Source organism: Arthrobacter woluwensis, from assembly GCF_030816155.1.
In the GTDB taxonomy this organism is placed as follows: domain Bacteria; phylum Actinomycetota; class Actinomycetes; order Actinomycetales; family Micrococcaceae; genus Arthrobacter_E; species Arthrobacter_E woluwensis_A.
On record NZ_JAUSXR010000001.1, the window covers coordinates 2,016,316 to 2,040,949 of the forward strand.

At 69.4% G+C, this 24,634-nt stretch carries 19 protein-coding genes, 2 pseudogenes and 1 riboswitch; of the genes and pseudogenes, 5 read left to right on the forward strand and 16 right to left on the reverse strand.

The window, feature by feature from the left end; translation table 11 throughout:
- Nucleotides 1–26: 26 nt before the first annotated feature.
- Nucleotides 27–902 (forward strand): cation diffusion facilitator family transporter, encoded by an 876-nt coding sequence (locus tag QFZ52_RS09195; protein WP_307498695.1) that lies wholly within the window; start codon nucleotides 27–29, stop codon nucleotides 900–902.
- An 84-nt stretch (nucleotides 903–986) separates the two neighbouring features.
- Here the strand turns inward: QFZ52_RS09195 and QFZ52_RS09200 are convergent, their stop codons facing one another.
- From QFZ52_RS09200 to QFZ52_RS09210, 3 genes are all read right to left on the reverse strand, one after another.
- Nucleotides 987–1,433 carry a hypothetical protein gene (locus QFZ52_RS09200; RefSeq protein WP_307497318.1) on the reverse strand — a complete coding sequence of 149 codons (447 nt, stop codon included), beginning with the start codon at nucleotides 1,431–1,433 and terminating at the stop codon, nucleotides 987–989.
- A gap of 72 nt (nucleotides 1,434–1,505) precedes the next feature.
- Nucleotides 1,506–2,384 carry a VOC family protein gene (locus QFZ52_RS09205; RefSeq protein WP_307497319.1) on the reverse strand — a complete coding sequence of 293 codons (879 nt, stop codon included), beginning with the start codon at nucleotides 2,382–2,384 and terminating at the stop codon, nucleotides 1,506–1,508.
- A 27-nt stretch (nucleotides 2,385–2,411) separates the two neighbouring features.
- Nucleotides 2,412–3,539 carry an amidohydrolase family protein gene (locus QFZ52_RS09210; protein ID WP_373425647.1) on the reverse strand — a complete coding sequence of 376 codons (1,128 nt, stop codon included), beginning with the start codon at nucleotides 3,537–3,539 and terminating at the stop codon, nucleotides 2,412–2,414.
- 102 nt (nucleotides 3,540–3,641) lie between these two features.
- A riboswitch (TPP riboswitch) is annotated at nucleotides 3,642–3,748 on the forward strand.
- On the opposite strand from QFZ52_RS09210, the gene thiC reads away from it, so the two are divergent.
- Nucleotides 3,742–5,514, forward strand: a complete 1,773-nt coding sequence (gene thiC, locus QFZ52_RS09215; protein WP_307497321.1) for a phosphomethylpyrimidine synthase ThiC — start codon at nucleotides 3,742–3,744, stop codon at nucleotides 5,512–5,514. (Overlaps the previous riboswitch by 7 nt.)
- Before the next feature lie 76 nt (nucleotides 5,515–5,590).
- Here thiC and QFZ52_RS09220 read toward each other — a convergent pair whose 3' ends face one another.
- Together QFZ52_RS09220 and ffh are read right to left on the reverse strand one after the other, a co-directional pair.
- Entirely contained in the window at nucleotides 5,591–6,100 is a 510-nt protein-coding gene (locus QFZ52_RS09220; protein ID WP_307497322.1) for an alpha/beta fold hydrolase, read from the reverse strand.
- Nucleotides 6,101–6,103: 3 nt separating this feature from the next.
- Nucleotides 6,104–7,675 (reverse strand): signal recognition particle protein, encoded by a 1,572-nt coding sequence (gene ffh / locus QFZ52_RS09225; protein ID WP_307497323.1) that lies wholly within the window; start codon nucleotides 7,673–7,675, stop codon nucleotides 6,104–6,106.
- Nucleotides 7,676–7,816: 141 nt separating this feature from the next.
- Between ffh and QFZ52_RS09230 the strand changes: the two are divergent.
- A pseudogene (locus QFZ52_RS09230) lies at nucleotides 7,817–9,221 on the forward strand (glucose-6-phosphate dehydrogenase).
- A gap of 128 nt (nucleotides 9,222–9,349) precedes the next feature.
- Here QFZ52_RS09230 and QFZ52_RS09235 read toward each other — a convergent pair.
- From QFZ52_RS09235 to coaD, 9 genes and pseudogenes are all read right to left on the reverse strand, one after another.
- Entirely contained in the window at nucleotides 9,350–9,688 is a 339-nt protein-coding gene (locus QFZ52_RS09235) for a P-II family nitrogen regulator (protein WP_066210740.1), read from the reverse strand.
- A pseudogene (locus QFZ52_RS09240) lies at nucleotides 9,685–11,053 on the reverse strand (ammonium transporter). The gene QFZ52_RS09235 and the pseudogene QFZ52_RS09240 overlap by 4 nt, the downstream one beginning before the upstream one ends.
- Nucleotides 11,054–11,378: 325 nt before the next feature.
- Nucleotides 11,379–12,584 (reverse strand): signal recognition particle-docking protein FtsY, encoded by a 1,206-nt coding sequence (gene ftsY / locus QFZ52_RS09245; protein WP_307497324.1) that lies wholly within the window; start codon nucleotides 12,582–12,584, stop codon nucleotides 11,379–11,381.
- Between the two features lie 21 nt (nucleotides 12,585–12,605).
- Nucleotides 12,606–16,178: a chromosome segregation protein SMC gene (gene smc, locus QFZ52_RS09250; RefSeq protein ID WP_307497325.1), complete on the reverse strand. Its 3,573-nt coding sequence runs from the start codon at nucleotides 16,176–16,178 to the stop codon at nucleotides 12,606–12,608.
- A 167-nt stretch (nucleotides 16,179–16,345) separates the two neighbouring features.
- The gene (gene mutM / locus QFZ52_RS09255) at nucleotides 16,346–17,305 is read right to left on the reverse strand and encodes a bifunctional DNA-formamidopyrimidine glycosylase/DNA-(apurinic or apyrimidinic site) lyase (RefSeq protein WP_307497326.1); all 960 of its coding nucleotides are present in this window, start codon (nucleotides 17,303–17,305) and stop codon (nucleotides 16,346–16,348) included.
- A 3-nt stretch (nucleotides 17,306–17,308) separates the two neighbouring features.
- Complete coding sequence (gene rnc / locus QFZ52_RS09260; RefSeq protein ID WP_307497328.1) at nucleotides 17,309–18,004, reverse strand: ribonuclease III; 696 nt, start codon at nucleotides 18,002–18,004, stop codon at nucleotides 17,309–17,311.
- A gap of 16 nt (nucleotides 18,005–18,020) precedes the next feature.
- The gene (gene rpmF, locus QFZ52_RS09265; protein ID WP_307497329.1) at nucleotides 18,021–18,224 is read right to left on the reverse strand and encodes a 50S ribosomal protein L32; all 204 of its coding nucleotides are present in this window, start codon (nucleotides 18,222–18,224) and stop codon (nucleotides 18,021–18,023) included.
- A 52-nt stretch (nucleotides 18,225–18,276) separates the two neighbouring features.
- Entirely contained in the window at nucleotides 18,277–18,804 is a 528-nt protein-coding gene (locus QFZ52_RS09270) for a YceD family protein (protein ID WP_307498696.1), read from the reverse strand.
- Nucleotides 18,805–18,949: 145 nt separating this feature from the next.
- Nucleotides 18,950–19,432 (reverse strand): pantetheine-phosphate adenylyltransferase, encoded by a 483-nt coding sequence (coaD, locus tag QFZ52_RS09275; RefSeq protein WP_307497330.1) that lies wholly within the window; start codon nucleotides 19,430–19,432, stop codon nucleotides 18,950–18,952.
- A 178-nt stretch (nucleotides 19,433–19,610) separates the two neighbouring features.
- On the opposite strand from coaD, the gene QFZ52_RS09280 reads away from it, so the two are divergent.
- On the forward strand, nucleotides 19,611–20,816 hold the full coding sequence (locus tag QFZ52_RS09280) for an aminotransferase class I/II-fold pyridoxal phosphate-dependent enzyme (protein ID WP_307498697.1): 1,206 nt from the start codon (nucleotides 19,611–19,613) through the stop codon (nucleotides 20,814–20,816).
- Entirely contained in the window at nucleotides 20,813–21,598 is a 786-nt protein-coding gene (locus QFZ52_RS09285) for a spermidine synthase (protein ID WP_307497331.1), read from the forward strand. Before QFZ52_RS09280 ends, QFZ52_RS09285 begins: the two co-directional genes overlap by 4 nt.
- Nucleotides 21,599–21,743: 145 nt before the next feature.
- Here the strand turns inward: QFZ52_RS09285 and rsmD are convergent, their stop codons facing one another.
- Complete coding sequence (rsmD, locus tag QFZ52_RS09290) at nucleotides 21,744–22,307, reverse strand: 16S rRNA (guanine(966)-N(2))-methyltransferase RsmD (protein WP_307497333.1); 564 nt, start codon at nucleotides 22,305–22,307, stop codon at nucleotides 21,744–21,746.
- A 75-nt stretch (nucleotides 22,308–22,382) separates the two neighbouring features.
- The gene (locus tag QFZ52_RS09295) at nucleotides 22,383–24,602 is read right to left on the reverse strand and encodes an ATP-dependent DNA helicase RecG (protein WP_307497334.1); all 2,220 of its coding nucleotides are present in this window, start codon (nucleotides 24,600–24,602) and stop codon (nucleotides 22,383–22,385) included.
- Between the last annotated feature and the right edge of the window lie 32 nt (nucleotides 24,603–24,634).

The window sequence follows — 24,634 nt, forward strand, 5'->3', positions numbered from 1 at the left end:
CGCATTCCCACGACACGTCGGACTCGATCGACGATGCCCTCGAAGCGCATTCAGAAGGCATCCGCGCTCTGAAGCTGAGCCTCGTCATCATGCTGCTCACCACTGCCGCGCAGGCCGCGGTGGTGGCCTTCTCGGGTTCGGTGGCCCTGCTGGCCGACACCATCCACAATCTGTCCGACGCTCTGACGGCGGTGCCGCTGTGGATCGCCTTCGTGCTCTCCCGCCGGGCCGCGACCCGGCGCTACACCTACGGCTTCGGCAGGTCGGAGGATCTGGCGGGCCTGTTCATCGTGCTCATGATCGCCCTCTCCTCCGTGATCGCCGCCTGGGAGGCCGTGGACCGGATCATCACGCCGCGCCCGGTGGAGAACATCGGCTGGGTGATCGCGGCCGGCGTCATCGGCTTCCTCGGCAACGAGGCGGTGGCGGTCTACCGCATCCGGGTGGGCCGGCGGATCGGATCGGCCGCACTCGTCGCCGACGGCGTCCATGCCCGAACCGATGGTTTCACGTCGCTCGCCGTGGTGCTCGGCGGCGTCGGAGTCCTGCTCGGCTTCCCTCTCGCGGATCCCCTGGTCGGACTGCTGATCTCGGTCATGATCGCCGTGCTGCTCATCGGCACGGTCCGTTCCGTGGGACGCAGGCTCATGGACGGCATCGAACCGGAACTCGTGGACCGCGCCGAGCATGCCCTCGAACACGTCGCGGGAATCGAGGCGGTCGAGCGCGTGCGCCTCCGCTGGGTCGGTCACCGTCTGCACGGCGACGCCGTCGTCCGCACCTCGGCCCTCACGCTCGCCGAGGCCGATCTGGTCGCGGAAGACGCCGAGAAATCCCTGAAACGGCACCTGCCCAAACTGGACGAGGTGACGGTGCGGGTCACCGCGACCGGCCCGTCCTGAGCCGGATTCGCAGGCTTCCCGGCAACAGAAAGGCGCGTGGGCGCCGGCCTCTCCAGGCCGGTGCCCACGCGCCTTTCGCAAACGTCAGGCCGAGTACAGGTACAGCCGGTTCCGGGAGGAGGAATCGGTCCTGCCCGCGAGCGCGGACAGGGCGAGCAGGTACTGCTGCGCCTCACCGGCCGCGAACGGCACGTCCTCGTCAGCCGCCCACTGGACCGCCACCGACTGGAGCGCCGGGTCCTCGCCGTCGCTCTGGTAGCCGGGCAGTTCCTCCAGAACGCGGACGGCGGAGGCCGGGAAGGCGTACAGCTCGTCGACGGCGATGTCCGCCATCTCAAGTTCCTGCTCGCCCTGGGTGTGCACGGCCTGTGCGGCCAGAGAGCACAGCTGCTCGACTTCGAAATCACTGATGCCGGGGATCCGGAGAGCGGACCCGTCCGGGGCCGCACCGCCGGACAAAGCCTTGGCCCGCTGCAGGGCCTCCTGGTGAGTGGCGATGAAGACCTCTACGAAAGCGTTCGACTGGCTCATGTCATCCTCGGGTTCGTCGGTGGCGCTGGGGTTCCCGGATCTCCAGGACGACTGGAGCCGGATGGCTTCAGGCTATCCCACCGCGACGCGCACCTGGTTGCGCCACGGGTCTTCGAAGCGCAATTCCGCACCGGTGTGGTGATGGGTCACCCCGGCGACGAGCAGACGGTCCGCGAGCGCCGCGACGTCGTCGTCCGCCGGGACGTGGAGGAGGACCTCGCCGAGGCCCAGCGTGTCCTTGCGGGGACCGGCGCCGCGGCTGTTCCACACGTTCATGGCCATGTGGTGGTGGTAGCCGCCCGCGGAGACGAAGAGCGCGCTGTTCCCGATCTCGGCGGTGCGCTCGAAGCCCAGCGTGTCCACGTAGAAGCGCGCGGCGGTCGCGACGTCGCCGACCTGCAGATGCACGTGCCCGACGTCGGCACGCGCCTGCCGCTGCTGCTGCAGCGCCGTCTCGCTCAGGTGCTCCCCGAGGTAGCCGTTGGGGTCCAGCGGCAGCGAGTCCATGACGACGGTGCTCCCGTCCCAGGACCATTCGCTGCGCGGGCGGTCGTAGTACAGCTCGATGCCGTTGCCCTCGGGGTCGCCGAAGTAGAACGCCTGGCTGACCAGGTGATCGGCGCTGCCCTGGAAGAGCCGCGCGTCATAGGAGGCGGCCGTGGCCAGCGTCGCGGCGAGGGACGCCTGATCTTCAAAGAGGAGCGCCGTGTGGAAGAGCCCGGCCTCTCCCCTGCCCGGCAGCTGCAGTCCGGCGGCCGGCTCCAGGTGGACGAGGGCGGAGTCGCCACGGCCGAGGTAGAGGCCGCCGTCCTGTTCGGCGACGACCTCCAGGCCAAGGGCGCGCTGGTAGTAGTCGCTCATGAGGTTCATATCGGCGACCTTGAGCATGACGGTCCCCATGCTCAGATCGGCGGGGAGGAGGTCCTGGGACTGCGGGAGCGAAGTGTTCATACCTCTAAAATTACTTGAAGCTTCAATTTATTCCATCCCGGTGGCGCGTTTTTCACCCGGCAGGTCGCCGTTCAGGACCACACGGCGCGGCGCGGCCAGCGTTCCCAGGTTCCGCCGCGGGTCCTGTGCATACAGCACCACATCCGCCGGGGCGCCCTCTTCGAGGTTCTCCGCCCCGAGCCACTCGCGGGCCGACCAGCACGCGGCGTCCAGGGCCACCACCGACGGCAGCCCGGCACGGTGCAACTCAGCGATCTCGTCCGCGATCCGCCCGTGCGCGATCACGCTGCCCGCGTCCGTCCCCGCGAAGACCTGCACCCCCGCGGAATAGGCACGCGCGACGTTCTCGTAACGCCGCTCCCAGAGGGCGTGCATATGCGCCGCGTAGACCGGGAACTTCGGCTCGGCCTGCGCCACGATGTCCGGGAACGTGGCGATGTTGACCAAGGTGGGGACGATCGGAATACCCGCCTCCACGAGCCGGGGCAGGTGCTCCGGCTGAAGTCCCGTGGCGTGCTCGATGCAGTCGATCCCGGCGGCGATGACGTCGTCCAGGACCTCCTCCCCGAAGCAGTGCGCCGTGACCCGGGCGCCCTCCTCGTGGGCCGCGGCGATCGCCTCCGCCACCAGTTCGGCGGGGAACGATGGGCGGAGGTCCCCGGCGTCGCGGTCGATCCAGTCCCCCACCAGCTTCACCCAGCCCCGCGCGTCAGCAGCCACGGAGAGCCGTGCCTGCTCGCGGACGGTCTCGACGAGGTCCCGGTCCTCGACCTCGAGGGCCAGGCCGCGGAGGTAGCGACGGGAGGCGGCGACGTGCCGCGCCGCCCGGATGATGCGCGGCGCGTCGGCCCGCCCGGCGAGCCAGCGGGTGTCCGCCGGGGACCCGGCGTCGCGCACCAGAAGAGTGCCGGCGGCCAGGTCGGCGCGGGCCTGCGCCAGGGAGGTGGGTTCGTCCGCGGCGCCGCCCTCCACGAGGCCGATGTGGCAGTGCGCGTCCACCAGGCCGGGGACCACCCAGCCGTCCAGCGTGAGGTCCGGTTCCACCGTGGGCATCCTGAAGGTCAGGCGTCCGTCCACGGACCAGAGCCCGAGCGCTTCGTCGTCCGGCCCCAGCAGAACGGGGCCCGTGAACTCGATGACTGGGTGACGTCGCATGTCCGGCATGGCTTCAAGCGTAGGTCAGCGAGCCTGCGAGTGGGAGATGACGGTCACGAGCCGGGCGTTGCGGAGCGCCCCGTCCGGACCGTGCTACGGTGTTCGCGACCACACGGGTGTCCCAGGAGGGGCTGAGATCGGACTGCCACTGTCCGGACCGTAGAACCTGACCGGGTAATGCCGGCGAAGGAAGTGAGTACCGATGAAATCCTTGCAGCAATCCCCTGCCCACAGCCTGGAATTCCTCACGGGAGACGACGGCATCGCCGTGCCCGTGACGAGCATCCAGCTGGACGACTCCCCCGACGGCACGGCCAACGCCCCGTTCCAGGCGTACCGCACGGTCGGCCCGGGCAGCGATCCCGAGCATGGCCTGCCGGCCCTCCGCGCCGGCTGGATCGCATCCCGCGGCGACGTCGAAGAGTACGAAGGGCGCCAGCGTGATCTGCTCGACGACGGCCGCTCCGCCGCACGCCGCGGCGCCGCCTCCCAGGAGTGGCGGGGTGCGCAGCGCCCTCCGCTCAGGGCACGGCCCGGGCGGCGGGTGACCCAGATGCACTACGCCCGCGCCGGGATCGTGACTCCGGAGATGAGATTCGTGGCGCTCCGCGAGAACTGCCCCGTGGAGCTGGTCCGTTCCGAGGTCGCGGCCGGGCGCGCGATCATCCCCGCCAACATCAACCACCCGGAATCCGAACCGATGATCATCGGCAAGGAGTTCCTGGTCAAGATCAACGCGAACATCGGCAACTCCGCCGTGACCAGTTCCATCGCCGAGGAGGTCGACAAGCTCCACTGGGCCACCCTGTGGGGCGCCGACACCGTCATGGATCTCTCCACCGGAGACGACATCCACACCACTCGCGAGTGGATCCTGCGGAACTCCCCCGTGCCGATCGGGACCGTGCCCATCTACCAGGCGCTGGAGAAGGTCAACGGCGACGCCTCGGCGCTCACCTGGGAGGTCTTCCGGGACACCGTGATCGAGCAGTGTGAGCAGGGCGTGGACTACATGACCGTCCATACCGGGGTGCTGCTGCGGTACGTGCCCCTCACGGCGGACCGCGTCACCGGGATCGTGTCCCGCGGCGGCTCCATCATGGCCGGCTGGTGCCTGGCGCATCACCAGGAGAACTTCCTGTACACGCACTTCGACGAACTCTGTGAGATCTTCGCGCAGTACGACGTCGCGTTCTCCCTGGGTGACGGGCTGCGCCCCGGCTCCACCGCGGATGCCAACGACGCCGCACAGTTCGCCGAACTGGACACGCTCGCCGAACTGACCAAGCGGGCGTGGGAGTACGACGTGCAGGTGATGGTGGAAGGACCGGGACACATCCCGTTCCACCTGGTCCGCGAGAACGTGGAACGCCAGCAGGAACTCTGCGACGGCGCCCCGTTCTACACGCTCGGCCCGCTCGTGACGGACGTCGCCCCGGGTTACGACCACATCACCTCGGCCATCGGCGCCACGGAGATCGCCCGCTACGGCACGGCCATGCTGTGTTACGTCACGCCCAAGGAGCATCTGGGGCTGCCGAACAAGGACGACGTGAAGACCGGTGTGATCACGTACAAGATCGCGGCCCACGCGGCGGACCTGGCCAAGGGCCACCCGGGAGCGCACGAACGGGACGACGCCCTGTCCAAGGCCCGGTTCGAGTTCCGCTGGAAGGACCAGTTCTCGCTGTCCCTCGACCCCGCCACGGCCGAGGCCTTCCATGACGAGACGCTGCCCGCCGAACCGGCCAAGACGGCACACTTCTGTTCGATGTGCGGGCCGAAGTTCTGTTCCATGAGGATCTCCCAGGACATCCGACGGGACTTCGGTTCGCGGGAAGCTCAGGAGGCCACGGTGGAGGAAGCACTGGCTCAGGAAGCACTGGCCGGGATGGCGGCGAAGAGCCGGGAGTTCCGGTCCCAGGGCGGCAAGGTCTACGTGGAATCGATCCCGGTGGGCGCACCCCAGGACTGAGTCGCAGGAATGCGGGGTCATTTGATGCCGGATGGTCCGTCCGGAGCCGGCCTTAAGTGACCCCGCAATGCGTCTCTCAGGCGGTTCGGCGGAGGAAGTCCTTGATGGCGGCCGCGCCCTCGGCGGAATCCTGCGGCCGGTGACCTCCGGGCGCCACGACGTGTTCCGCCCCGGACTCGGCCAGGAGCCGTGCGGTGCGCTCATAGGCGGGCTCCCACCCGCCGGAGAGCACGAGCATCGGGACACCCGGGATGATCGCACCCTCGGTCCCCTGGGGACGGGGCGCGGTGAGGTCCGGCAACCAGGGTTCGCACAGGACCAGGGCCCGCACCAGTGAGGGATACTCGACGGCGGCCTGCACGGCCGCCGTCGAGCCCTCGCCATGCGCCACAAGGACGGACGGCACGTCGGCCAGGGTGCCGAGGACCGCCTCGGCGTCGAGGGCCTGACCGTCCGGCTGCTTGAGGAACAGCGCGTCGAATTCGAGCGCCAGTCCGTGCTGCCGCGGCCAGGCGGCGGCCCCGGACGCGTCACGCCCGGGGACGAAGACCACCCGGGGCAGCGCGCCGGTGCTGTTCAGGACCAAACCTTATTTGCCCAGGAACTTCTCGAAGCCCTTGGGGAGCTCCATGGTGGACGGGTCGAAGTCCTGCGCCTGCTGCCCGAAAGCGGCGCCGGACGGGGCGCGGTTCGCCTTCCGGGCCTCGGCCTCGCGCAGTTCCTGAGCGGCCTTCGCCGGGTTGCCCGAGCGGGCCTTCTTCTTGCCGGCGTTCTTCTTGGCCGCCTTACGAGCCGTTCCGCCACCGGCGCCCATCGACATGCCGGGCATCCCCGGCATACCGCCCTGCGCCATCTTCTTCATCATCTTCTGAGCCTGGCCGAAGCGCTCCAGGAGGCCGTTGACCTCGGAGACGTGCACGCCGGAACCACGGGCGATGCGGGCGCGGCGCGAGCCGTTGATGATCTTCGGCGCCACACGCTCGTGCGGGGTCATGGAGCGGACCATCGCCTCGACGCGGTCGATCTCGCGCTCGTCGAACTGCTCCAGCTGCTGACGCATGTTCTGTGCGCCGGGCATCATCATGAGCATCTTCTTCATCGAGCCCATTTTGCGGATCTGCTGCATCTGGGCGAGGAAGTCCTCGAAGGTGAAGTCCTCCTGGTCGGCGAACTTCTTCGCCATCCGGGCTGCTTCGTCCTTGTCCCAGTTCTGCTCGGCCTGCTCGATCAGGGACAGGATGTCGCCCATGTCGAGGATGCGGGAGGCCATGCGGTCCGGGTGGAAGAGCTCGAAGTCGTCCACGCCTTCGCCGGTGGAGGCGAACATGACCGGCTTACCGGTGACAGAAGCGACGGAGAGGGCGGCGCCACCGCGGGCGTCGCCGTCGAGCTTGGACAGCACGACGCCGGTGAAGTCGACGCCCTCGTGGAAGGCGTTCGCCGTGTTGACGGCGTCCTGGCCGATCATCGCGTCGATGACGAAGAGGACCTCGTCAGGGTTGATCGCCTCGCGGATGCGGCGTGCCTGGTCCATCATCTCGGCGTCCACGCCGAGACGTCCGGCGGTGTCCACGATGACCACGTCGTGCAGCTTCTGGCGGGCCTCGGCCACGCCGGCCTCGGCGACGGCGACCGGATCGCCGGTGGGGACGTCGAATTCGCTGGTGGTGCCCGGGTGCGGCGCGAAGACCGGCACGCCGGCGCGCTGGCCGACCACCTGGAGCTGCGTCACGGCGTTGGGACGCTGAAGGTCACAGGCCACCAGCAGCGGGCTGTGGCCCTGGCCCTTGAGCCACTTGGAGAGCTTGCCGGCCAGGGTGGTCTTACCGGCGCCCTGGAGACCCGCGAGCATGATCACGGTGGGCGGGTTCTTGGCCAGACGCAGGCGGCGGGTCTCGCCGCCCAGGATCGTGACGAGCTCCTCGTTGACGATCTTGACGATCTGCTGGCTCGGGTTCAGCGCAGCGGAGACCTCGGCGCCGAGGGCGCGCTCCTTCACGCGGGAGGCGAATTCACGCACCACGGGCACGGCGACGTCGGCATCCAGCAGGGCGCGACGGATCTCGCGCACGGTGGCATCGACGTCGGCCTCGCTCAGGCGGCCTTTGCCGCGGAGGTTCTTGAACGTCGCTGTGAGCCGGTCAGAGAGTGAATTGAACACGCGCCGCGCACTTCTTTCGGATGGAGGTTCCTGGACTTCACCCCGGTGAGGGATGGAACCCTCACAGGGCCCCGCGCCAGGGTGGCACGGGCTTTCAGCTTTCTAGGGTACCAAGTCGGACTGACGAGATGGCATGCTGGCATGGTGACCAGTACGCGACGCGCCCGGCGATCCCGGGCCCAGGACATCAAGACACTGCTCATCCTCGGCGCCTCAGGCGACCTCACGGGACGGCTCCTTCTGCCAGGGCTCGCTTCCCTGGTCTCCGCCGGCCGGGCTCCCGGGCTCACCCTGGTGGGTGCGGGGACCGAGCCCTGGACGCCCAGCAAGTGGCAGCGGCGGCTCGCGAAGGCCCTCCCCCTCGACGCCGGCGAGGAGGCGAGCGCCCATTGGAAGGAGCTCATGGCCACCTCGCAGTACCGCCAGGTGGACGTGACCGCTCCCGGCGCCCTGGCCGGTCTGCTCGCCTCACTCGACGGCCCCGTGGCCGTCTTCTTCGCGCTGCCGCCGCGCATCAGCCAGCTCGCCTGCGAATCGCTCTCCCCCGAGGAAGTGCCGTTCGGAACGCGCCTGGTCCTCGAGAAACCGTTCGGCTCCGACGCAGCCTCGGCCCGCGAGCTCAACGGCACCCTGCGCCGTCTGGTCCCCGAGGAGCACATCCACCGGGTGGACCACTTCCTCGGCAAGTCCACGGTGCTCAACATCATCGGCATGCGCTTCGCGAACCGCTTCTTCGAGCCGCTCTGGAACCGGGACAACGTGGCCGAAGTGGAGATCGCGTTCGAGGAGGACCTCGCCCTGGAGGGCCGCGCGGGCTATTACGACTCCGCGGGCGCGCTGCGTGACATGATCCAGAGCCACCTGCTCCAGGTGATGGCGCTCATGGCGATGGAACCTCCCGCGACCCTGAGCGAGCGCGATCTGCGGGACGGCATCGCCACCGTGCTGCGCGCCAGCCGCGTCGCCACGCCGTTCCGGCGCAACACGCGCCGTGCCCGGGTACACCGCCGGCAAGATCGGCGGTCGGAAGGTCCCCGACTACGTGGCCGAAGAGGGCGTGCACCCGGAGCGTGAGACCGAGACGTTCGCCGAGGTCCGCGTCGAGATCAACAACACCCGCTGGGCCGGGGTGCCGTTCATCCTGCGCACGGGCAAGGCCATGGGGACGCGCCGCAAGGAGGCCGTGGTCCGTTTCCGTCCGCTGGCGCACCTGCCGGCAGGCTTCAGCGGCACGGATCAGCCGGACGAACTGCGGATCGGGTTCGGGCCGGACACCCTGAGCGTCGGGCTGGACGTCACGAGCGCCGGCAACGGCTTCGAACTGTCCCGGGCGGAGCTGGCCACCGAACTGCATTCCTCGGCGCTGCTGCCCTACGGCGAAGTCCTGGACGGCGTGCTGCACGGCGACCCGTTGCTCTCCGTGCGCGCCGACGTGGCGGAGGACTGCTGGCGGATCGTGGATCCCGTCCTCTCCGCGTGGTCCCACGGGCGCGTCCCGCTCGAGGACTACCCGGCGGGGTCCCAGGGGCCCGTCATCGAGAGCTGACCCGCACTCGCTGCACGCACGACGACGGCGACGCACCCTGGCCGGGTGCGTCGCCGTCGTCGTGGGGGGAGGTGATCGTGCTGGGGAGGTCTTCGCCTCCCGCCGGGCGGGAGGCCGGAACAGCTCCGCTAAATGGCGGCTGCTCCGCGTTCTCCGGTCCGGACCCGGACCGCTTCGTACACGTCCACGGACCAGACCTTGCCATCACCGGCGCGGCCAGTGTTGGAGCTGGCGATGATGACGTCCACGACGTCATCCGCCGTCTCGTCCGTGGCCAGGACCTCCACCCGCAGCTTCGGCAGGAGGTTCACGTTGTACTCGGCCCCGCGGTAGACCTCGGTGTAGCCGCGCTGACGGCCGTAGCCGCTGGCCGCGCTCACCGTGAGTCCCTGGACCCCGTATGCTTCAAGACCTTCGCGGATGCTCTCGAGCTTCTCCGGGCGAACGATTGCCGTGACGAGTTTCATGCGTCAACACTCTCCTTGCGATCCTTGCCTGCGCTCTTCTTGGATCCGGCGGAATCCCGCTGGAACTCTGCTGCCCGGCGGTCCAGCGCCTCGGAGATGGCCTCCAGCGAACCGTGCGGCTGGAAGGTGCCACCTTGACCGGCGATGCCGAACTCGTAAGCCGACTCCGCGTGGAGGGACAGGTCCACGCCGATCTCCTCCTGCTCCTCCGAAACCCGGAAGCCGAGCGTCTTGTGGATGGCGAAGCCGATGATGGCCGTCAGAACCGCGGTGTAGACCATGGAGAAACCTGCCGCTGCCAGCTGCGACCACAGCTGGTCCCAGCCGCCGCCGTAGAAGAGGCCGGCACGGGAGCCTTCGAGCGGGATGGCGATGAAGCCCAGTGCGACGGTGCCGATGAGACCGGAGACCAGGTGGACACCCACCACGTCCAGGGAGTCGTCGTAGCCGAAGCGGAACTTGAGGCCGACGGCCAGGGCGGAGGCCCACACCGGCCACGATGCCCAGACCGATGGCGCCCACCGGGCTGACGTTGGCACACGCGGGGGTGATCGCGACCAGACCTGCGACCACACCGGATGCGGCGCCCAGCGAGGTCGGGTGGCCGTCACGGATGCGCTCGGTCACGAGCCAGCCGAGCATGCCGGCGGCCGGAGCGGCGAGGGTGTTGATCCAGATGAGACCGCCCTGCTGCGCGGTGGTGGCGGCGCCGGCGTTGAAGCCGAACCAGCCGAACCAGAGGATCGCCGCACCGAGCATGACGAACGGGATGTTGTGCGGGCGGTGGTTCGGGTCCTTGCCGAAGCCGCGGCGGTTGCCGATGATCAGGACGAGGATGAGGCCCGCGACACCGGCGTTGATGTGCACCACGGTGCCGCCGGCGAAGTCGATTGCCGGGCCGAGCGCCTTGCCGATGGCGCCGTCGGGGCCGAAGAGACCGCCGCCCCACACCATGAACGCGATCGGGCAGTAGACCAGGGTCACCCAGACCGGCACGAAAAGCGCCCAGGCGCCGAACTTCGCACGGTCGGCGATGGCGCCGGAGATCAGAGCCACCGTGATGATGGCGAAGGTGGCGGCGTAGCCGGCCTTGATCAGGCCGTCAGGGGTGCTGACGTTCTCCAGACCGAAGGTCGCGAAGGGGTTGCCGAACAGTTCGAAAACGCCTTCGCCGCCGCTCATGGAGGATCCCCAGAGGACCCACACCACGCCGACGATGCCGATGGAGATGAAGCTCATCATCATCATGTTCAGGGCGGCTTTGGCACGGGTCATGCCGCCGTAGAAGAATGCCAGGCCGGGCGTCATGAACAACACCAGGGCCGCAGCCACCATGACCCACACATTGCTGGCGGTAAGTTCCATGGCTTTCGGTCCTTTCTCGAAGGGGCTCTCTCGCGAGGTGCCCGTGGTTCTCTCTGACGCCGGGGCGTCCTGCATTCAACTTTCGGCTTCCCGTGTTTCACCTGGCCTGGTGGTTCATTGCGTGGTTGTTACGCTTCCGGCCCGGGCGTAAAGGGTCGGTGTCCAGAACGTTTCCGGCATGTTTCACGGCCGGGTTCGGGGCCTGGTTCATGGCAGGGTCAGTGCCCCCGGGACGCACGAAGGCCCCGCAGGCGTTCGCCTGCGGGGCCTTCGGAAGATGTCCGGAGTAGCGCTGTGTCCGGAGAGGTGCGGTCCGGAAGACTGCTCAGTCGAGCAGCGCGTCGACGAACGCCTCCGGGTCGAACGGCGCCAGGTCGTCGGGGCCCTCGCCGAGACCCACGAGCTTCACCGGCACGCCCAGGGTGCGCTGGATCGCGACGACGATGCCGCCCTTGGCGGTGCCGTCGAGCTTGGTGAGCACGATGCCGCTGATGTCCACGACCTCGGAGAACACCTTGGCCTGAGTGAGGCCGTTCTGGCCCGTGGTCGCATCCAGGACCAGCAGGACCTCGTCCACCTCGGCCAGCTTCTCGATGACGCGCTTGACCTTGCCGAGCTCGTCCATCAGGCCGGTCTTGTTCTGCAGCCGGCCTGCGGTGTCCACCATGACCACGTCGACTTCCTGCTCGATGCCGGCCTTCACGGCCTCGTAGGCGACCGACGCCGGGTCGGCGCCTTCCACGTCGGACTTGACCGTGGGCACGCCCACGCGCTCGCCCCACGTGGTGAGCTGTTCGGCGGCGGCGGCGCGGAAGGTGTCCGCCGCGCCCAGGAGCACGTCCTTGTCCTCGGCGACGAGCACGCGGGCCAGCTTGCCGACCGTGGTGGTCTTGCCGACGCCGTTGACACCGACCACGAGCACGACGGCGGGGCGCTCAGCATGGCGGGTCACATTGAGGGCGCGGTCCATGGACGGGTCGACCAGCTTGAGGAGCTCCTCGCGCAGCATGGCGCGGACCTCGGCGGTGTCACGGGTGCCCATGACCTTAACGCGGGCACGGAGCGCATCCATCAGCTCCAGGGTCGGCTCGGTGCCGAGGTCGGCCAGGAGGAGGGTCTCCTCGATCTCGTCCCAGGTGTCCTCGTCGATGCGGTCGCTGGAGAGCAGGGCGAGCAGGCCCTTGCCCAGGATGTTGCCGGAGCCGACCAGGCGGGCCCGGAGGCGGTTCAGGCGGCCGGCCACCGGCGCGGGGCGCTCCACGAGCGGCGCGGCCGGCAGGACCTCCTCGACGGGCTCTTCGACGAGCGTGCCCGCGGAGGGCGAGGTGGCGGCGTCGTGCGCGGCGCCCGCTTCGTCGTCGCGGTCCAGGACGGCGGTGCCGCCCGAGGAGGGACGCACGGGATCGTTCGCGTCACGCGTGCTGGTGTACTTCCGGGAGTTGCGGCCCTTGAGAAGCAGCGGGACCGCCAGGCCGATGACCACCAGGGCGCCGACGATGGACAGGATCACGGGAAGGAGGACGTCATTCACCCCACTAGCTTCTCACGCGGGCTACTCCCCCATGCGCTGTGAAATCACGGTGGTGACGCCGTCGCCGCGCATCGTGACGCCGTAGAGGGCGTCCGCCACCTCCATGGTGCGCTTCTGATGCGTGATCACGATCAGCTGGCTGGACTCCCGCAGCTCCTCGAAGATCGTGATGAGGCGGCCGAGGTTGACGTCGTCCAGGGCGGCTTCCACCTCGTCCATGACGTAGAACGGCGAGGGGCGCGCCTTGAAGATCGCCACGAGAAGCGCCACGGCGGTCAGGGAGCGTTCACCACCGGAGAGCAGGGACAGGCGCTTGATCTTCTTACCGGCGGGCCGGGCCTCGACCTCGATGCCGGTGGTGAGCATGTCATCCGGATCGGTCAGGACCAGACGGCCCTCGCCGCCCGGGAACAGGCGTCCGAAGACGTGGACGAACTGCTCCGACGTGTCGGCGAACGCCTGGGAGAAGACCTCCTGCACGCGGGCGTCCACCTCCTTGATGATGTCCAGAAGGTCCTTGCGGCTCGCCTTCAGGTCCTCGAGCTGGGTGTTGAGGAACTGATGACGCTCCTCGAGTGCAGCGAATTCCTCCAGGGCGAGGGGGTTGATCTTGCCCAGCGAGGACAGGTCCTTCTCGGCGCGCTTGAGACGCTTCTCCTGCTCGGCGCGGACGAAAGGCACGCCCGTCGGGATCGGATTGCCGTCGTCATCCACCTCCTGCCGCAGCTCGGCCCACTTGTCCTGGGCGCCGTCCACGGACGGCACGGGAAGATGCGGCCCGAATTCGGCCACGAGTTCCTCCGGACCGAGCCCGAGTTCGTCGATGGCCCGCTGCTCGACGGCCTCGATCCGCGCGCGCTGCTGAGTGAGCGCCAGCTGATCCCGGTGCGCGGAACCGGTCAGCTCCGCGAGTTCCCGGGCCAGGGCGTCGTTCCCGGCGCGCAGGCCTCCGAGGAGGGTGTCGTACTTGCTGCCGTCCTCCTCCACGCGGGCAAGCTCCGCGGCGGCGGATTCGACGGAGCGGTCCGCCACCAGGACGGCCTGCCGCGCGGCCTCCGCTACGGCGGCCGCACGGGCTGCCTGGCGACGGCGGCGTTCTGCCCGGACCACGGCCTCCTGCTGGGCCCGGCGTTCGCTCGCGGCCGCGCGTTCCAGCCCGGCCGCCCGCCGTTCACCGTTGGACAGCTGTTCCTCGGCCGTGCGCAAGGCGAGCCGGGCATCCACTTCCATGGCGCGGACCTCGCGTGCGCGGGTCTCCAGCGTCTCCCGCTGGTCCTGGATCGCTTCGCCCTCCTGCGACTGCGAGGCGTCCTCGTGGGCCTGGGTCAGCTGGGCCGCGAGGGTTTCCAGGCTTTCGTTCTCCTGGGCGAGGGTCTGCTGGGCCCGGTCGCGGGTCTCGCGCAGACGCTCGGCCTCGGCGGTGATGGAGCGCAGCTGCCCCTTGAGGCTGCCGAGCCTCTCGGCGGAGGCGGCAAGGGTGGCATCGGACTCGTGCAGGCGGTCCAGGGCGGCGTCGGCCCGTTCGCGGGCTTGCTCGAGCTGGTCCGCGAGTCCCTTGCGGGCGAACCGCAGCCGTTCGAGCTCCGAGGTCACTGTGCCGAGCCGCTGTTCGGTCTCCTCGAGGGCCGTCTGGGTTTCCAGGAGCGAACCGCTCGCCGGCGAACCGCCGCTCGCAGTGTGGGCGGAGAGGACATCGCCCTCACGCGTCACCACGGTGGAATCCGGTGCTTCGGCGAGGATCCCGCCGGCCGCCTGGAGCGTCTCGGCGATGAGGACGGACTCCAACAGCCGGAGCACCGCTTCCCCACCGGGACCATGGGCGGTCACGACGGCGTGTGCGGGCACGGCGTCGGTGGGAACAGCGCCGTCGGGGCTTTCCGCCGACTCGGTCCGCGCCGGGCCGTCCTGCTCGCCCGGGCGCCCGATCAGGACGTTCGCCCGTCCGGCGTCCTCGTCCTTGAGCTGTTCGAGCGCCCGGGCGGCACCTTCCACGCCGTCGGCGACGAGCGCCTCGGCGAACGGCCCGAGGGCTGCGGCGATGGCGGCCTCATGGCCCGGCGTGACCTTGACGGCGTTCGCGATGCTCCCCAGGATCCCGGGATGGCCCTCCAGGCGGGCACTGCCGTCCCGGGGTGCCGTGGCCTGGCGGAGCGCCTCGATCCGGGCGCCGAGCGCGGCCAGCTGGTGCTCGGCGTCGCGCTGTTCCGCGGCGAGCCGTTCGTCCCGTGCTTCGAGCGCTTCCAGGGCGTCCGCGGCCTGCTCGTACTCGCTGTCCAGATCCTGTTCGCCGGACTCGCTGTCCGCGAGTTCGGCCTCCTGGGACGCGAACTCGGCCTCCGCCGTCGCGCGGCGGCGTTCGCATTCCAGCAGGGAGTCGTGGATGCGACCGAGCTCCGCCTCGACGGACTGCACGCGCGACCGCGCGGCGCCCACCTTGCCGCTCAGGGTGGCGAGCGACTCCCGGCGGTCCGCGGCGGCCCGCAGCGCGGCGGTCACGCGGGCGTCCTCGGCCCGCGCGAGCGCTTCGGCTTCCGCCCGCTGGTTCACCACGACGTCGAGCATCTCCTTCAGCTGCTCCACCTCGGCGGCGATCCGGGCGGCCTCCTCCCGGGCCCGGACGGCCTGCTGCTCCATCTGTTCGGCGTCGTTCTGACGCGTCACAGGCTCCGAGCTGCCCAGCAGGCGGTGGCGCTCGGTGGCGAGCTGCCCGAGGCCGCGCAGGCGCTCCCGGGCGGTGGTCAGCTGGTGCCAGGTGGCGCGGGCCTGGGTGATCCGCGGGGACATCGCGGCCGCCGACTGCTCGGCGAGGGACTGCTGCTCGCGGCCCTGCGCGAGATCCGCCTCGACCACGGCGATCCGTTCCCGGAGCGCCTGCTCGCGGGCGGCGTCGGACTCGAGCTCCCCGGTGAGGCGCACCAGATCATCGGCGAGGAGGCGCGCCTTGGCGTCCCGGAGTTCGCTCTGCACGGTCTGCGCCCGGCGCGCGACGGCGGCCTGCCGCCCGAGCGGTCCGAGCTGGCGGCGCAGCTCGGCGGAGAGGTCGCTGAGGCGCTGAAGATTGCCCTGCATGGCGTCGAGCTTGCGGAGCGTGCGCTCCTTCCGGCGGCGATGCTTCAGGATGCCGGCGGCCTCTTCGATGAAGCCGCGGCGGTCCTCCGGGGTGGCGTGGAGGATGCGGTCCAGCTGACCCTGGCCCACGATCACGTGCATCTCGCGGCCGAGGCCCGAGTCGGACAGGAGCTCCTGGATGTCGAGGAGACGGCAGCTGGTCCCGTTGATGGCGTACTCGCTGCCGCCCGTGCGGAACAGGGTGCGGGAAATGGTGACTTCGCTGTAGTCGATGGGCAGGGCGCCGTCGGCGTTGTCGATGGTGAGCGAGACGTGCGCACGGCCGAGCGGTGGGCGTCCGGAGGTCCCGGCGAAGATGACGTCCTCCATCTTGCCGCCGCGCAGGGTCTTGGCGCCCTGCTCCCCCATCACCCAGGCGAGGGCGTCCACCACATTGGACTTGCCGCTGCCATTGGGCCCCACGATGGCCGTCACGCCCGGCTCGAACGTGAAGCTCGTAGCCGAGGCGAAAGACTTGAAAGCCACGGATGGTGAGGTTCTTCAGGTGCACGGTGGTGGGGACTCTCTGGCCGGCTCAGCACGGGTTGGCGGAATACGCGTCCCCCAAGACTATCCTGGGATGGCGGGGATTCTGAGGGTGGCGCGGCGGGGCGGAGGCCCGGTCAGGCTGGCGGGAGCCGGTCCGGCGGCGGCTACTCGGCTCGCCGCCCCCGCGGCACCGGCTGGCACTTGGGGCAGAAGTACGAGGAGCGGTTCATGAACGACGCGCGGCGGATGAGCGTCTCCCGGCCCTCGGCGGCGCAGCGCAGGCACGGCTGCCCTTCCCGTCCGTAAGCGTTCAGAGACCGGGAGAAGTACCCTGACGCTCCGTTCACGTTCACGTACAGGGAGTCGAAGCTGGTGCCGCCCGCGGCCAGAGCCCGTTCCATGACCTCGCGGCACGCGTCGAGGAGCCGGAACGTCTCGGGCCGCCGCAGGGTCGCCGTCGAGCGTTCGCCGTGCAGACGCGCGGCCCACAGCGCCTCGTCGGCATAGATGTTGCCCACGCCGGACAGGAGGTTCTGGTCCAGCAGCGCCCGCTTGACGGTGCTGCGGCGGCGGATGAGCACCTGGTGAACGGCTTCGGGATTGAAGTGGGGATCGAGCAGGTCCCGGGCGATGTTGCTAACCTCGCCGGGCAGCAGCGGCGCCTCGGAACCCCGCCCGCCGGGCAGGCCGTCGAGCGTCGGCACGAGGGAGGTGACGGACAGCCCGCCGAAGATGCGCTGATCCACGAACCGCAGCTCGTCCGGCATCCCGGGACTCGGGCTGAGGGCCAGCCGGACCTTCAGGTGCTTCTCGTCCGGAGCGTCCGGCTCTTCGAGGAGCAACTGGCCGCTCATGCCGAGATGGGCCAGGAGCGCGGTCGCCGGGAACGGACCGGGAGGATCGGCCTCGCTCCCGGTCGGCTCGAGCAGAAGCCAGAGGTACTTGCCACGGCGGACGGCCGCGTTGATGCGGGCGCCGCCGAGGGAGGAGGTGAAGTGTGAAGGTGCGCCGTCGTGACGGCGGATGCTCCGCGCGTCGAGCACTTCCGCCTGTTCGATGCGGCGGCCGACCGCCCACCGCTCCAGGCCGGAGCGCACCACCTCGACTTCGGGCAGCTCAGGCATGGATCAGGATTCGACCGGAGCGGGGTTCAGCTGACGCCAGGCGTCACCCGCGGCTTCCTGTTCGGCTTCCTTCTTGGAATTGCCGTGGCCGGTGCCATAGGCGGTGCCGCCCATCATGAGCACGGCCTGGAAGACCCGGGCATGATCCGGGCCGGAACCGGTGACGTCATAGACCACGGGGCCGAGCTGACGGCTGGCCGCGTACTCCTGGATGTAGGTCTTCCAGTCGGTGGCCGCGCCCAGGGCGGCGGCATCCGTCAGGAGGGGACCCATCAGGCGCATGACCATGTCCCGTGCGACGTCGATCCCATGGTTGAGGTAGCAGGCGCCGATCAGGGCCTCCATGGTGTCCGCGAGGATGGAAGCCTTGTCCATCCCGTTGGTGCGCTTCTCGCCCTGGCCGAGGTAGATGTGCTCCCCGACGCCGAGCTGGCGCGCGACGCCGGCCAGCGCCCGGGTGCTGACGACGGCGGAGCGGCGCTTGGCGAGCTCGCCTTCCGGCAGATCCGGGTAATCGCGGTACAGCGCATCGGTCACGGAGAATCCCAGGATCGAGTCGCCCAGGAACTCCAGGCGCTCGTTGGTGGGGATCCCGCCGTTCTCGTAGGCGTAGGACCGGTGTGTGAGTGCAAGACGAAGCGTCTCGGCGTCAAGAGTGACGCCGAGACGCTTCATCAGGTCTTCGGGTGAAGACGTCATATCAGCCGGGGGCGGATTAGACGTCAGCGACCTTGCGGCCCTTGTACTCCAGGAAGAGCTCGGTACCGGCGGAGTCGGTCACGACCTTGGCCTGGTGAGGCAGGCTGTAGGTGACGCGGCCGTTCTCAACGGTCTTCACCAGGTTGGGGGCGGTAGCCTTCCACTGGGAGCGGCGGGCACGGGTATTCGAGCGAGACATCTTCCGCTTGGGAACAGCCACGGCTAACTCTTTTCTCTCTCAGTCCATCTCTGAACTTGGGTCCAACACTGAATCAATCGGTTTTGCCGGTTTGGCCTTGCAAATTCGCGAGGGCAGCCCAGCGAGGGTCCAATACCTCGTGGTGGTGCCCCGGCTCATCGTCAAGGCGTATCCCGCATTCGGAACACAGCCCCTGACAATCTTCCCGGCACACCGGCTGGAAGGGCAGCGCAGTCACCACCGCATCCCGCAACACCGGCTCAAGATCGATCTCATCGTGCTCGACTCGACGTTGCTCTTCATCGTCTCCCTCTGCCGCGGACACGTGTTCCGGGTAGAAGAAAAGCTCTTGCACAGTGACGCGCTGGTCATACGCAAGGGGATCCAGGCAGCGGCCGCATTCGCCCTCGATGAGGACGTCCGCGGTTCCCGATACCAGAATTCCTTCGTGTACGGACTCCAGCCTCAAGTCCAGCTCCACGGGGGAACCTTCCTTGACGCCAATGAGCGGCACACCAAGATCTCTTGGTGCTGGCACCTGCTCTTCCAGGGTCCGCATGCTGCCTGGGCTGCGCCCAAGATCCTTGACATCGATAGTCAAAGGTGTGCGGTGATCGCGTTTGATGAGAACTCCTGAAAGAACATAGGACCGACGAACCATCTTAGCGTGAGGCAGGCACTTGACTCAAACCGCAGGCCTCAGCCTGGTCCGTTCACCCAGAAATCCTACCGTTAAACGCCGGGTCTCAGCCCTTCGGCGCGCCGCCGCCGAGCCGCTTGAGCACGGCACGAGGCACGAAATCGGAGATGTCCCCGCCCAGAGAATCCACTTCCTTGATGAGCGAGGAGGAGATGTGGGTGAAACGGCCCTCAGCCGCGAGGAACACCGTCTCCACGCCGGAGAGCTGCCGGTTCATGGTGGCCATCGGCAACTCGTAGTCGAAATCACTCGAGGACCGGAGACCCTTGACGATGGCACTGGCGCCGCGGCGGTGGCAGTACTCCGCGAGCAGTCCCTCCCCCATCGGCTCCACGATGATCCCGCTCAGATAGCTGAGCGTCTCCCGCGCCATGTCGAGCCGTTCCTCCAAGGTGAAGCGGTACTTCTTCGCAGGGTTGGTCGACACGGCCACCACCACTTCATCGAAGATGTTCGCGGCACGCGCGATCACCTCGAGATGCCCATGATGGATGGGATCGAAGGAACCGGGGCACACAGCACGACGCATGTCTCGACGCTACAGCAGAGGCACCCGGGATAGCATGACCGACAGGGGCGCGCCGCGCCTCCTCCCAGGGCCCACGACGTGATGCACGGGCGAGGACGCCCCGGAGCGGCACCATGCGAAGCAGGCACCTCACGTGACTCCAGCAGAAGACATCACCTGGCTGACGGACTCCCCGTGGATGGACGCGGCCCGGGGAGCGAACCTCCTCGGCGCCGACGGCTCCCTGGGGACGACCATCTTCGAGGAGATGACGGGCCTGGCGGTCCGGCACCAGGCGATCAACCTGGGCCAGGGGTTCCCCGACGAGGACGGCCCCGGACCCATCCGTGAGCTCGCCCAGGAGGCGATCGCCCGCGGCGAGAACCAGTACGCGCCGGGGAAGGGCATCCAGCCCCTGCGTGAGGCGATCGCCGGACACCAGCACCGCTTCTACGGGATCGGGCTCGACCCGGAGACCCAGGTGGTGGTGACCACCGGCGCCACCGAGGCGATCGCGGCGGCGATCCTCGCCGTCGTGCGTCCGGGGGATGAAGTGGTGACGTTCGAGCCCTTCTACGACTCGTACGGGGCCATGATCGCGCTGGCGGGCGGCGTGCATCGGACCGTCCCCTTGCGTGCCCCGGACTTCCAGCCCGACCCGGAGGAGCTGGCCGCCGCGTTCGGTCCGCGGACCCGCCTGGTGATCCTCAACAACCCTCACAATCCCTGCGGTGTGGTGTTCGGGACCGAGGTGCTCGACCAGATCGTCGAGCAGGCCGCGCGGCATGACGCGGTGATCCTGAGCGACGAGGTCTACGAGCACCTGACGTTCGACGTGCCCCACGTGCCGATCGCGACGCGTCCTGGTGCCTTCGACCGCACCCTCACGGTCTCCTCGGCCGGTAAGACCTTCTCCTTCACCGGCTGGAAGGTCGGCTGGCTGAGCGGGCCGGCTCCCCTGGTCGCGGCCGCGCGCACCGTCAAGCAGTTCCTGAGCTACAGCTCCGGGACGCCGTTCCAGGGCGCCGTGGCGTCGGCCCTCAACCTGGACGACTCCCTCTACCGCGGCTTCGCCGAGGCCCTGCGCGGGAAGCGGGACCTCCTCTCGGACGGTCTGCAGGCCGCCGGTTTCACCGTCTACGAACCGCAGGGCACCTACTTCGTCACCGTGGACACCGCTCCCCTGGGCTTCCATGACGCCGCCGCCCTCGCACGGCTGATGCCGGAGCGCATCGGGGTGGCGGCCATCCCCCTCTCGGTCTTCTGCCACGACGACGGCGCGCGCCGCACCGCGAGTCTGCTCCGCTTCGCCTTCTGCAAGCGTGAGCCGGTGCTCCGTGAGGCGGTCGCCCGCCTCGGCGGACTGAGCGAGGCACTGGGCCAGGCCTCAGAGGTGAGCCGGTGAGCTCGCGGTACCTGCGGGCCAGTGGCGTCCACGCGAGCATCGAGCCGGACACCCTGGTGCCCGGCTCGGCGATCCTCGCGCTGGGCGGCGCCGAGCAGTCCCACGTGAACCTGGCCGACCCGGGTCAGATCTTCTACGAGTACCTCGCCCGCATGGCCCATGCGACGGATCTCGTGGCGCCGCCCGGTCAGCCCGTGACGGCCGCTCACCTCGGCGCCGGTGCCCTCACCCTGCCTCGGTACCTGCAGCACACGCGCCCCGGCTCTCGGCAGTGGGCCGTGGAGCTAGAGAGGGAGCTGCCGGACTTCGTCCTGACCGAGTTGCCCCTGCCCGAGGGTACTGTGCTGGAGATGGCGCTGGGCGACGCGCGGGCGGAGTTCGCGGCGCTGGAACCCGAGGCCGACGGCGGGCCGCGGCGTTTCGACGTCGTGGTGCTGGACGTCTTCTCCGGCCCGGAAGCCCCGGCTCACCTCGCGTCGGCGGACTTCTACCGCGAAGTGGCGGAGCGGCTCGAACCCGGCGGCCTCTTCCTGGTCAACGTCGGCGACGACCCGCCCTTCACCCTCATCCGCAGCCAGGGCAAGGCGCTCCTGGAGGTCTTCCCCGGCGGGGTCGCGGCCCTCTGCGAGACCGGCATGCTCGCCGCACGCTACCCGGGCAACATCGTGTTCGCGGCCCGCGCCGAACCCTGGCCCGCCGCCTGGACGGACGCGCTTCTGGCCGCAGGACCCCATCCCGCCGCGGTCCTGAACGGCATGGAGCTCGAAGACTGGCTGGGGTGAACTCGGGGACTGCCCGTCGGGCGTTTTCCCGGAAGCGGCGCATCGCGCCTCGCAGCGAGGAACGAGCGCAGAGGCGTGTCTAAGCCGCGGGGGAAAACACCCGGCAGGCACACCGGCCGTACCCGCCAGTCCTAGGAACGAACGCTCAGGCCGGCTCCGCGAACCACAGGGTCGTCTCGCCGTACTTCTTCTCCGCGAACCGCTCGAGCCCCGCAGGCCACTCCGGCTCGGGTGACCGCGAGCTCCGCTCGACCACCACGACGGCGCCGTCCGAGAGCCGCGGCACGAGCAGTTCCAGGACCTTCACCAAGTCCTCCTCGGTGAGCGGGTACGGCGGGTCAAGGAACACGAGGTCCCACGATCCCACGGCGGTCCGCTCCAGGAACGTGCCCACCTTGGCCCGCTGCACCGACGTCCGCAGCCCCTTGGCCGAGGCCGTCACGAGTTCGGCGTTCTTCTGGCAGACCCGGGACGCCTTCTCGTCGAAGTCCACGAGCGTGACCGAGGCGGCGCCACGGCTTCCGGCCTCCAGCCCGAGCGCTCCGGAGCCGGCGAAGAGGTCGAGCACCTCGGCGCCCTGCAGGATCCCGTACGCCTCCAGGCGCGAGAACAGCGCCTCCTTGACCCGGTCGGTGGTGGGGCGCGTGGCCGTGCCCGGCACCGAGACCAGGCTCAGCCCTCCGGCGGCGCCTGCGATGATCCGGCTCATGGGTTCCTTCCTTCCAGTGCCTGACGAAACAGTGCATGACGGACCTCGGGTCCCGCCGTGCACCGTCGTCCGTGCTCAGCCCCGTTCAAGGAATGCTTCCTTCTCCGGGTTCAGATAATTCTCCATCGCCACCCGGAGCGCCTGATGCTGCTGCAGGGTGGGGTCCTCGGCCACGAGATCCTGGGCGTCGTCCCGCGCCTCGGCGATGATCTTCTCGTCCTGGATGACGCGCAGCAGCTTGAGGGTCGACCTCCCGCCCGACTGCCGGGCGCCCAGGATATCGCCTTCGCGCCGCAGCTTGAGATCCTCCTGGGACAGCGCGAAGCCGTCGGTCGTGGCGGCGACTGCCGTGAGCCGCTCTCGGCTCGGGTGGTCCGGTTCCAGGCGCGTCACCAGGAGGCACGTGCCTGGCAGGCCGCCACGGCCCACCCGGCCGCGCAGCTGGTGCAGCTGGGAGATGCCGAAACGGTCGGCGTCGAGGATCACCATGAGCGTCGCATTGGGGACGTCCACGCCCACCTCGATCACGGTGGTGGACACCAGCACGCCCACCTCGCCGGCGGCGAAGGCGGCCATGGTGGCGGACTTCTCCTCCGGGGCCATGCGCCCATGCAGGGCCTCCACCCGCACGCCCTGAAGAGCCGGGGCCGCGCGGAGCGTCTCCAGCATGCCGACGACGCCGGCCAGCTGCTGCGTGCCCTGCTCACCGCCGGCCGGGTCGGCGAGGCCCTCGCCGCCGTCGTCGTTGGAGACGTCACCGTCACCGATCTTGGGGCACACGACGTAGACCTGACGCCCGGCGTCGACCTCTTCCCGGGCCCGCTGCCAGAGCCGTGCCTCCCAGGACGGGTGCTCCTGCAGTCCCACCACGTGGGTGATGATCGGCGCACGTCCAGCCGGCAGTTCGTCCAGCACCGACGTCTCCAGATCGCCGAAGACCGTCATGGCCACGGTGCGCGGGATGGGGGTGGCCGTCATGACGAGCAGGTGCGGAGGGGCGTCCGCCTTGGCGCGGAGGGCGTCCCGCTGCTCCACGCCGAAACGATGCTGTTCGTCCACCACCACGAGTCCGAGGTCGAAGAACGTCACGTTCTCCCCCAGCAGGGCGTGGGTGCCCACCACGATGTCCGCGTCGCCCGAGGCCGCATCCAGGAGCGCCTGGCGGCGTGCCGCCGTCGAGAGGGAACCCGTGAGGAGAGCGACGCTCACGGAAGGGCCGTCGCCGGGGCCGAGAAGGCCGTCGCGCGCGAGGGTTCCGAGAGTCCTGCGAATCGACTCGGCGTGCTGAGCGGCGAGGACCTCCGTGGGGGCCAGGAGCGCGGCCTGACCTCCCGAATCCACCACCTGGAGCATCGCCCGGAGTGCGACGAGTGTCTTGCCCGAGCCCACGTCGCCCTGCAGGAGCCGGTTCATGGGGTGGGACGTCGCCAGGTCGCGGGAGAGCTCCTCGCCCACGCGCCGCTGACCCGCAGTGAGCGTGAACGGAAGCTGGGCGTCGAAGGCCTGGAGCGCGCCGTCGAGCCTTCCGGGACGGGAGGTGGCCACCTCCTGCGCCATCTCCGCGCGGCGACGGGCCAGCGCCGTCTGGAGGACCAGCGCCTCCTGGTACCGGAAGCGGTGACGCGCACGCCAGTAGTCCTCGGCCGTGGCGGGCTGGTGAATCATCCGGTATGCCTCAGACAGCCCGGGAAGGTGCTTCCGGTGCCGGATCTCCGCGGGAATCGGGTCACCCCAGCCGCCGGTGTCCACCTGGTCCAGCACGATGCCGACCGCCCGCTGGACGGTCCAGGAACTCACCTTCGCGGTGGCCGCGTACACGGGGATCGGCATCCGCGCGAGGGCCTCGGCGTCCGCGGTGCTCGTGACCGCCTCGTCCAGCAGGATGAAGTCCGGATTGGTGAGCGTGAGCTTGCCGGCGTAGGAGCCGACCCGGCCGGAGAACAGCGCGAGCACGCCCGGCTGGAGCTGCTGCTTCGCCTTGAAGCCATTGAAGAAGCTCAGCTTCACGGAGGAGAGCGCCGGCCCGAACTCGTCCTCGGCGTCGCTGATCACCACTTCGGTGATGGAGCCGCGGCGGGCGCGCATGGTACGGGTGCTGCTGGAGATGACGCGGGCGAGAATCGTGACGTCCTCATCGAACGGCAGGGTCTCGATGCTGCTCAGCTCCCCGCGGTCCAGGTACCGGCGCGGGAAGTCGTCCAGGAGGTCCGCCACGGTGTGCAGCCCCAGGTTCTTCTCCAGGCTCCCGGCCACGCGCTTGCCGAGGAGGAGTTCCAGCGAGGTGTGCTGTTCCATGGGTCATCGTCTCCGGCCGGAGGGGTCCAGGA

What these genes read in the sequence shown, in the direction of transcription:
- mutM (WP_307497326.1), bottom strand. Translation starts at nt 17,305, where the DNA reads ATGCCTGAGCTGCCCGAAGTCGAGGTGGTGCGCTCCGGCCTGGAGCGG.
- QFZ52_RS09280 (WP_307498697.1), top strand. Translation starts at nt 19,611, where the DNA reads ATGGACGCGGCCCGGGGAGCGAACCTCCTCGGCGCCGACGGCTCCCTG.
- rsmD (WP_307497333.1), bottom strand. Translation starts at nt 22,307, where the DNA reads ATGAGCCGGATCATCGCAGGCGCCGCCGGAGGGCTGAGCCTGGTCTCG.
- QFZ52_RS09205 (WP_307497319.1), bottom strand. Translation starts at nt 2,384, where the DNA reads ATGAACACTTCGCTCCCGCAGTCCCAGGACCTCCTCCCCGCCGATCTG.
- QFZ52_RS09235 (WP_066210740.1), bottom strand. Translation starts at nt 9,688, where the DNA reads ATGAAACTCGTCACGGCAATCGTTCGCCCGGAGAAGCTCGAGAGCATC.
- QFZ52_RS09200 (WP_307497318.1), bottom strand. Translation starts at nt 1,433, where the DNA reads ATGAGCCAGTCGAACGCTTTCGTAGAGGTCTTCATCGCCACTCACCAG.
- QFZ52_RS09295 (WP_307497334.1), bottom strand. Translation starts at nt 24,602, where the DNA reads ATGGAACAGCACACCTCGCTGGAACTCCTCCTCGGCAAGCGCGTGGCC.
- rnc (WP_307497328.1), bottom strand. Translation starts at nt 18,004, where the DNA reads ATGACGTCTTCACCCGAAGACCTGATGAAGCGTCTCGGCGTCACTCTT.
- coaD (WP_307497330.1), bottom strand. Translation starts at nt 19,432, where the DNA reads ATGCGTCGTGCTGTGTGCCCCGGTTCCTTCGATCCCATCCATCATGGG.
- thiC (WP_307497321.1), top strand. Translation starts at nt 3,742, where the DNA reads ATGAAATCCTTGCAGCAATCCCCTGCCCACAGCCTGGAATTCCTCACG.
- QFZ52_RS09210 (WP_373425647.1), bottom strand. Translation starts at nt 3,539, where the DNA reads ATGCGACGTCACCCAGTCATCGAGTTCACGGGCCCCGTTCTGCTGGGG.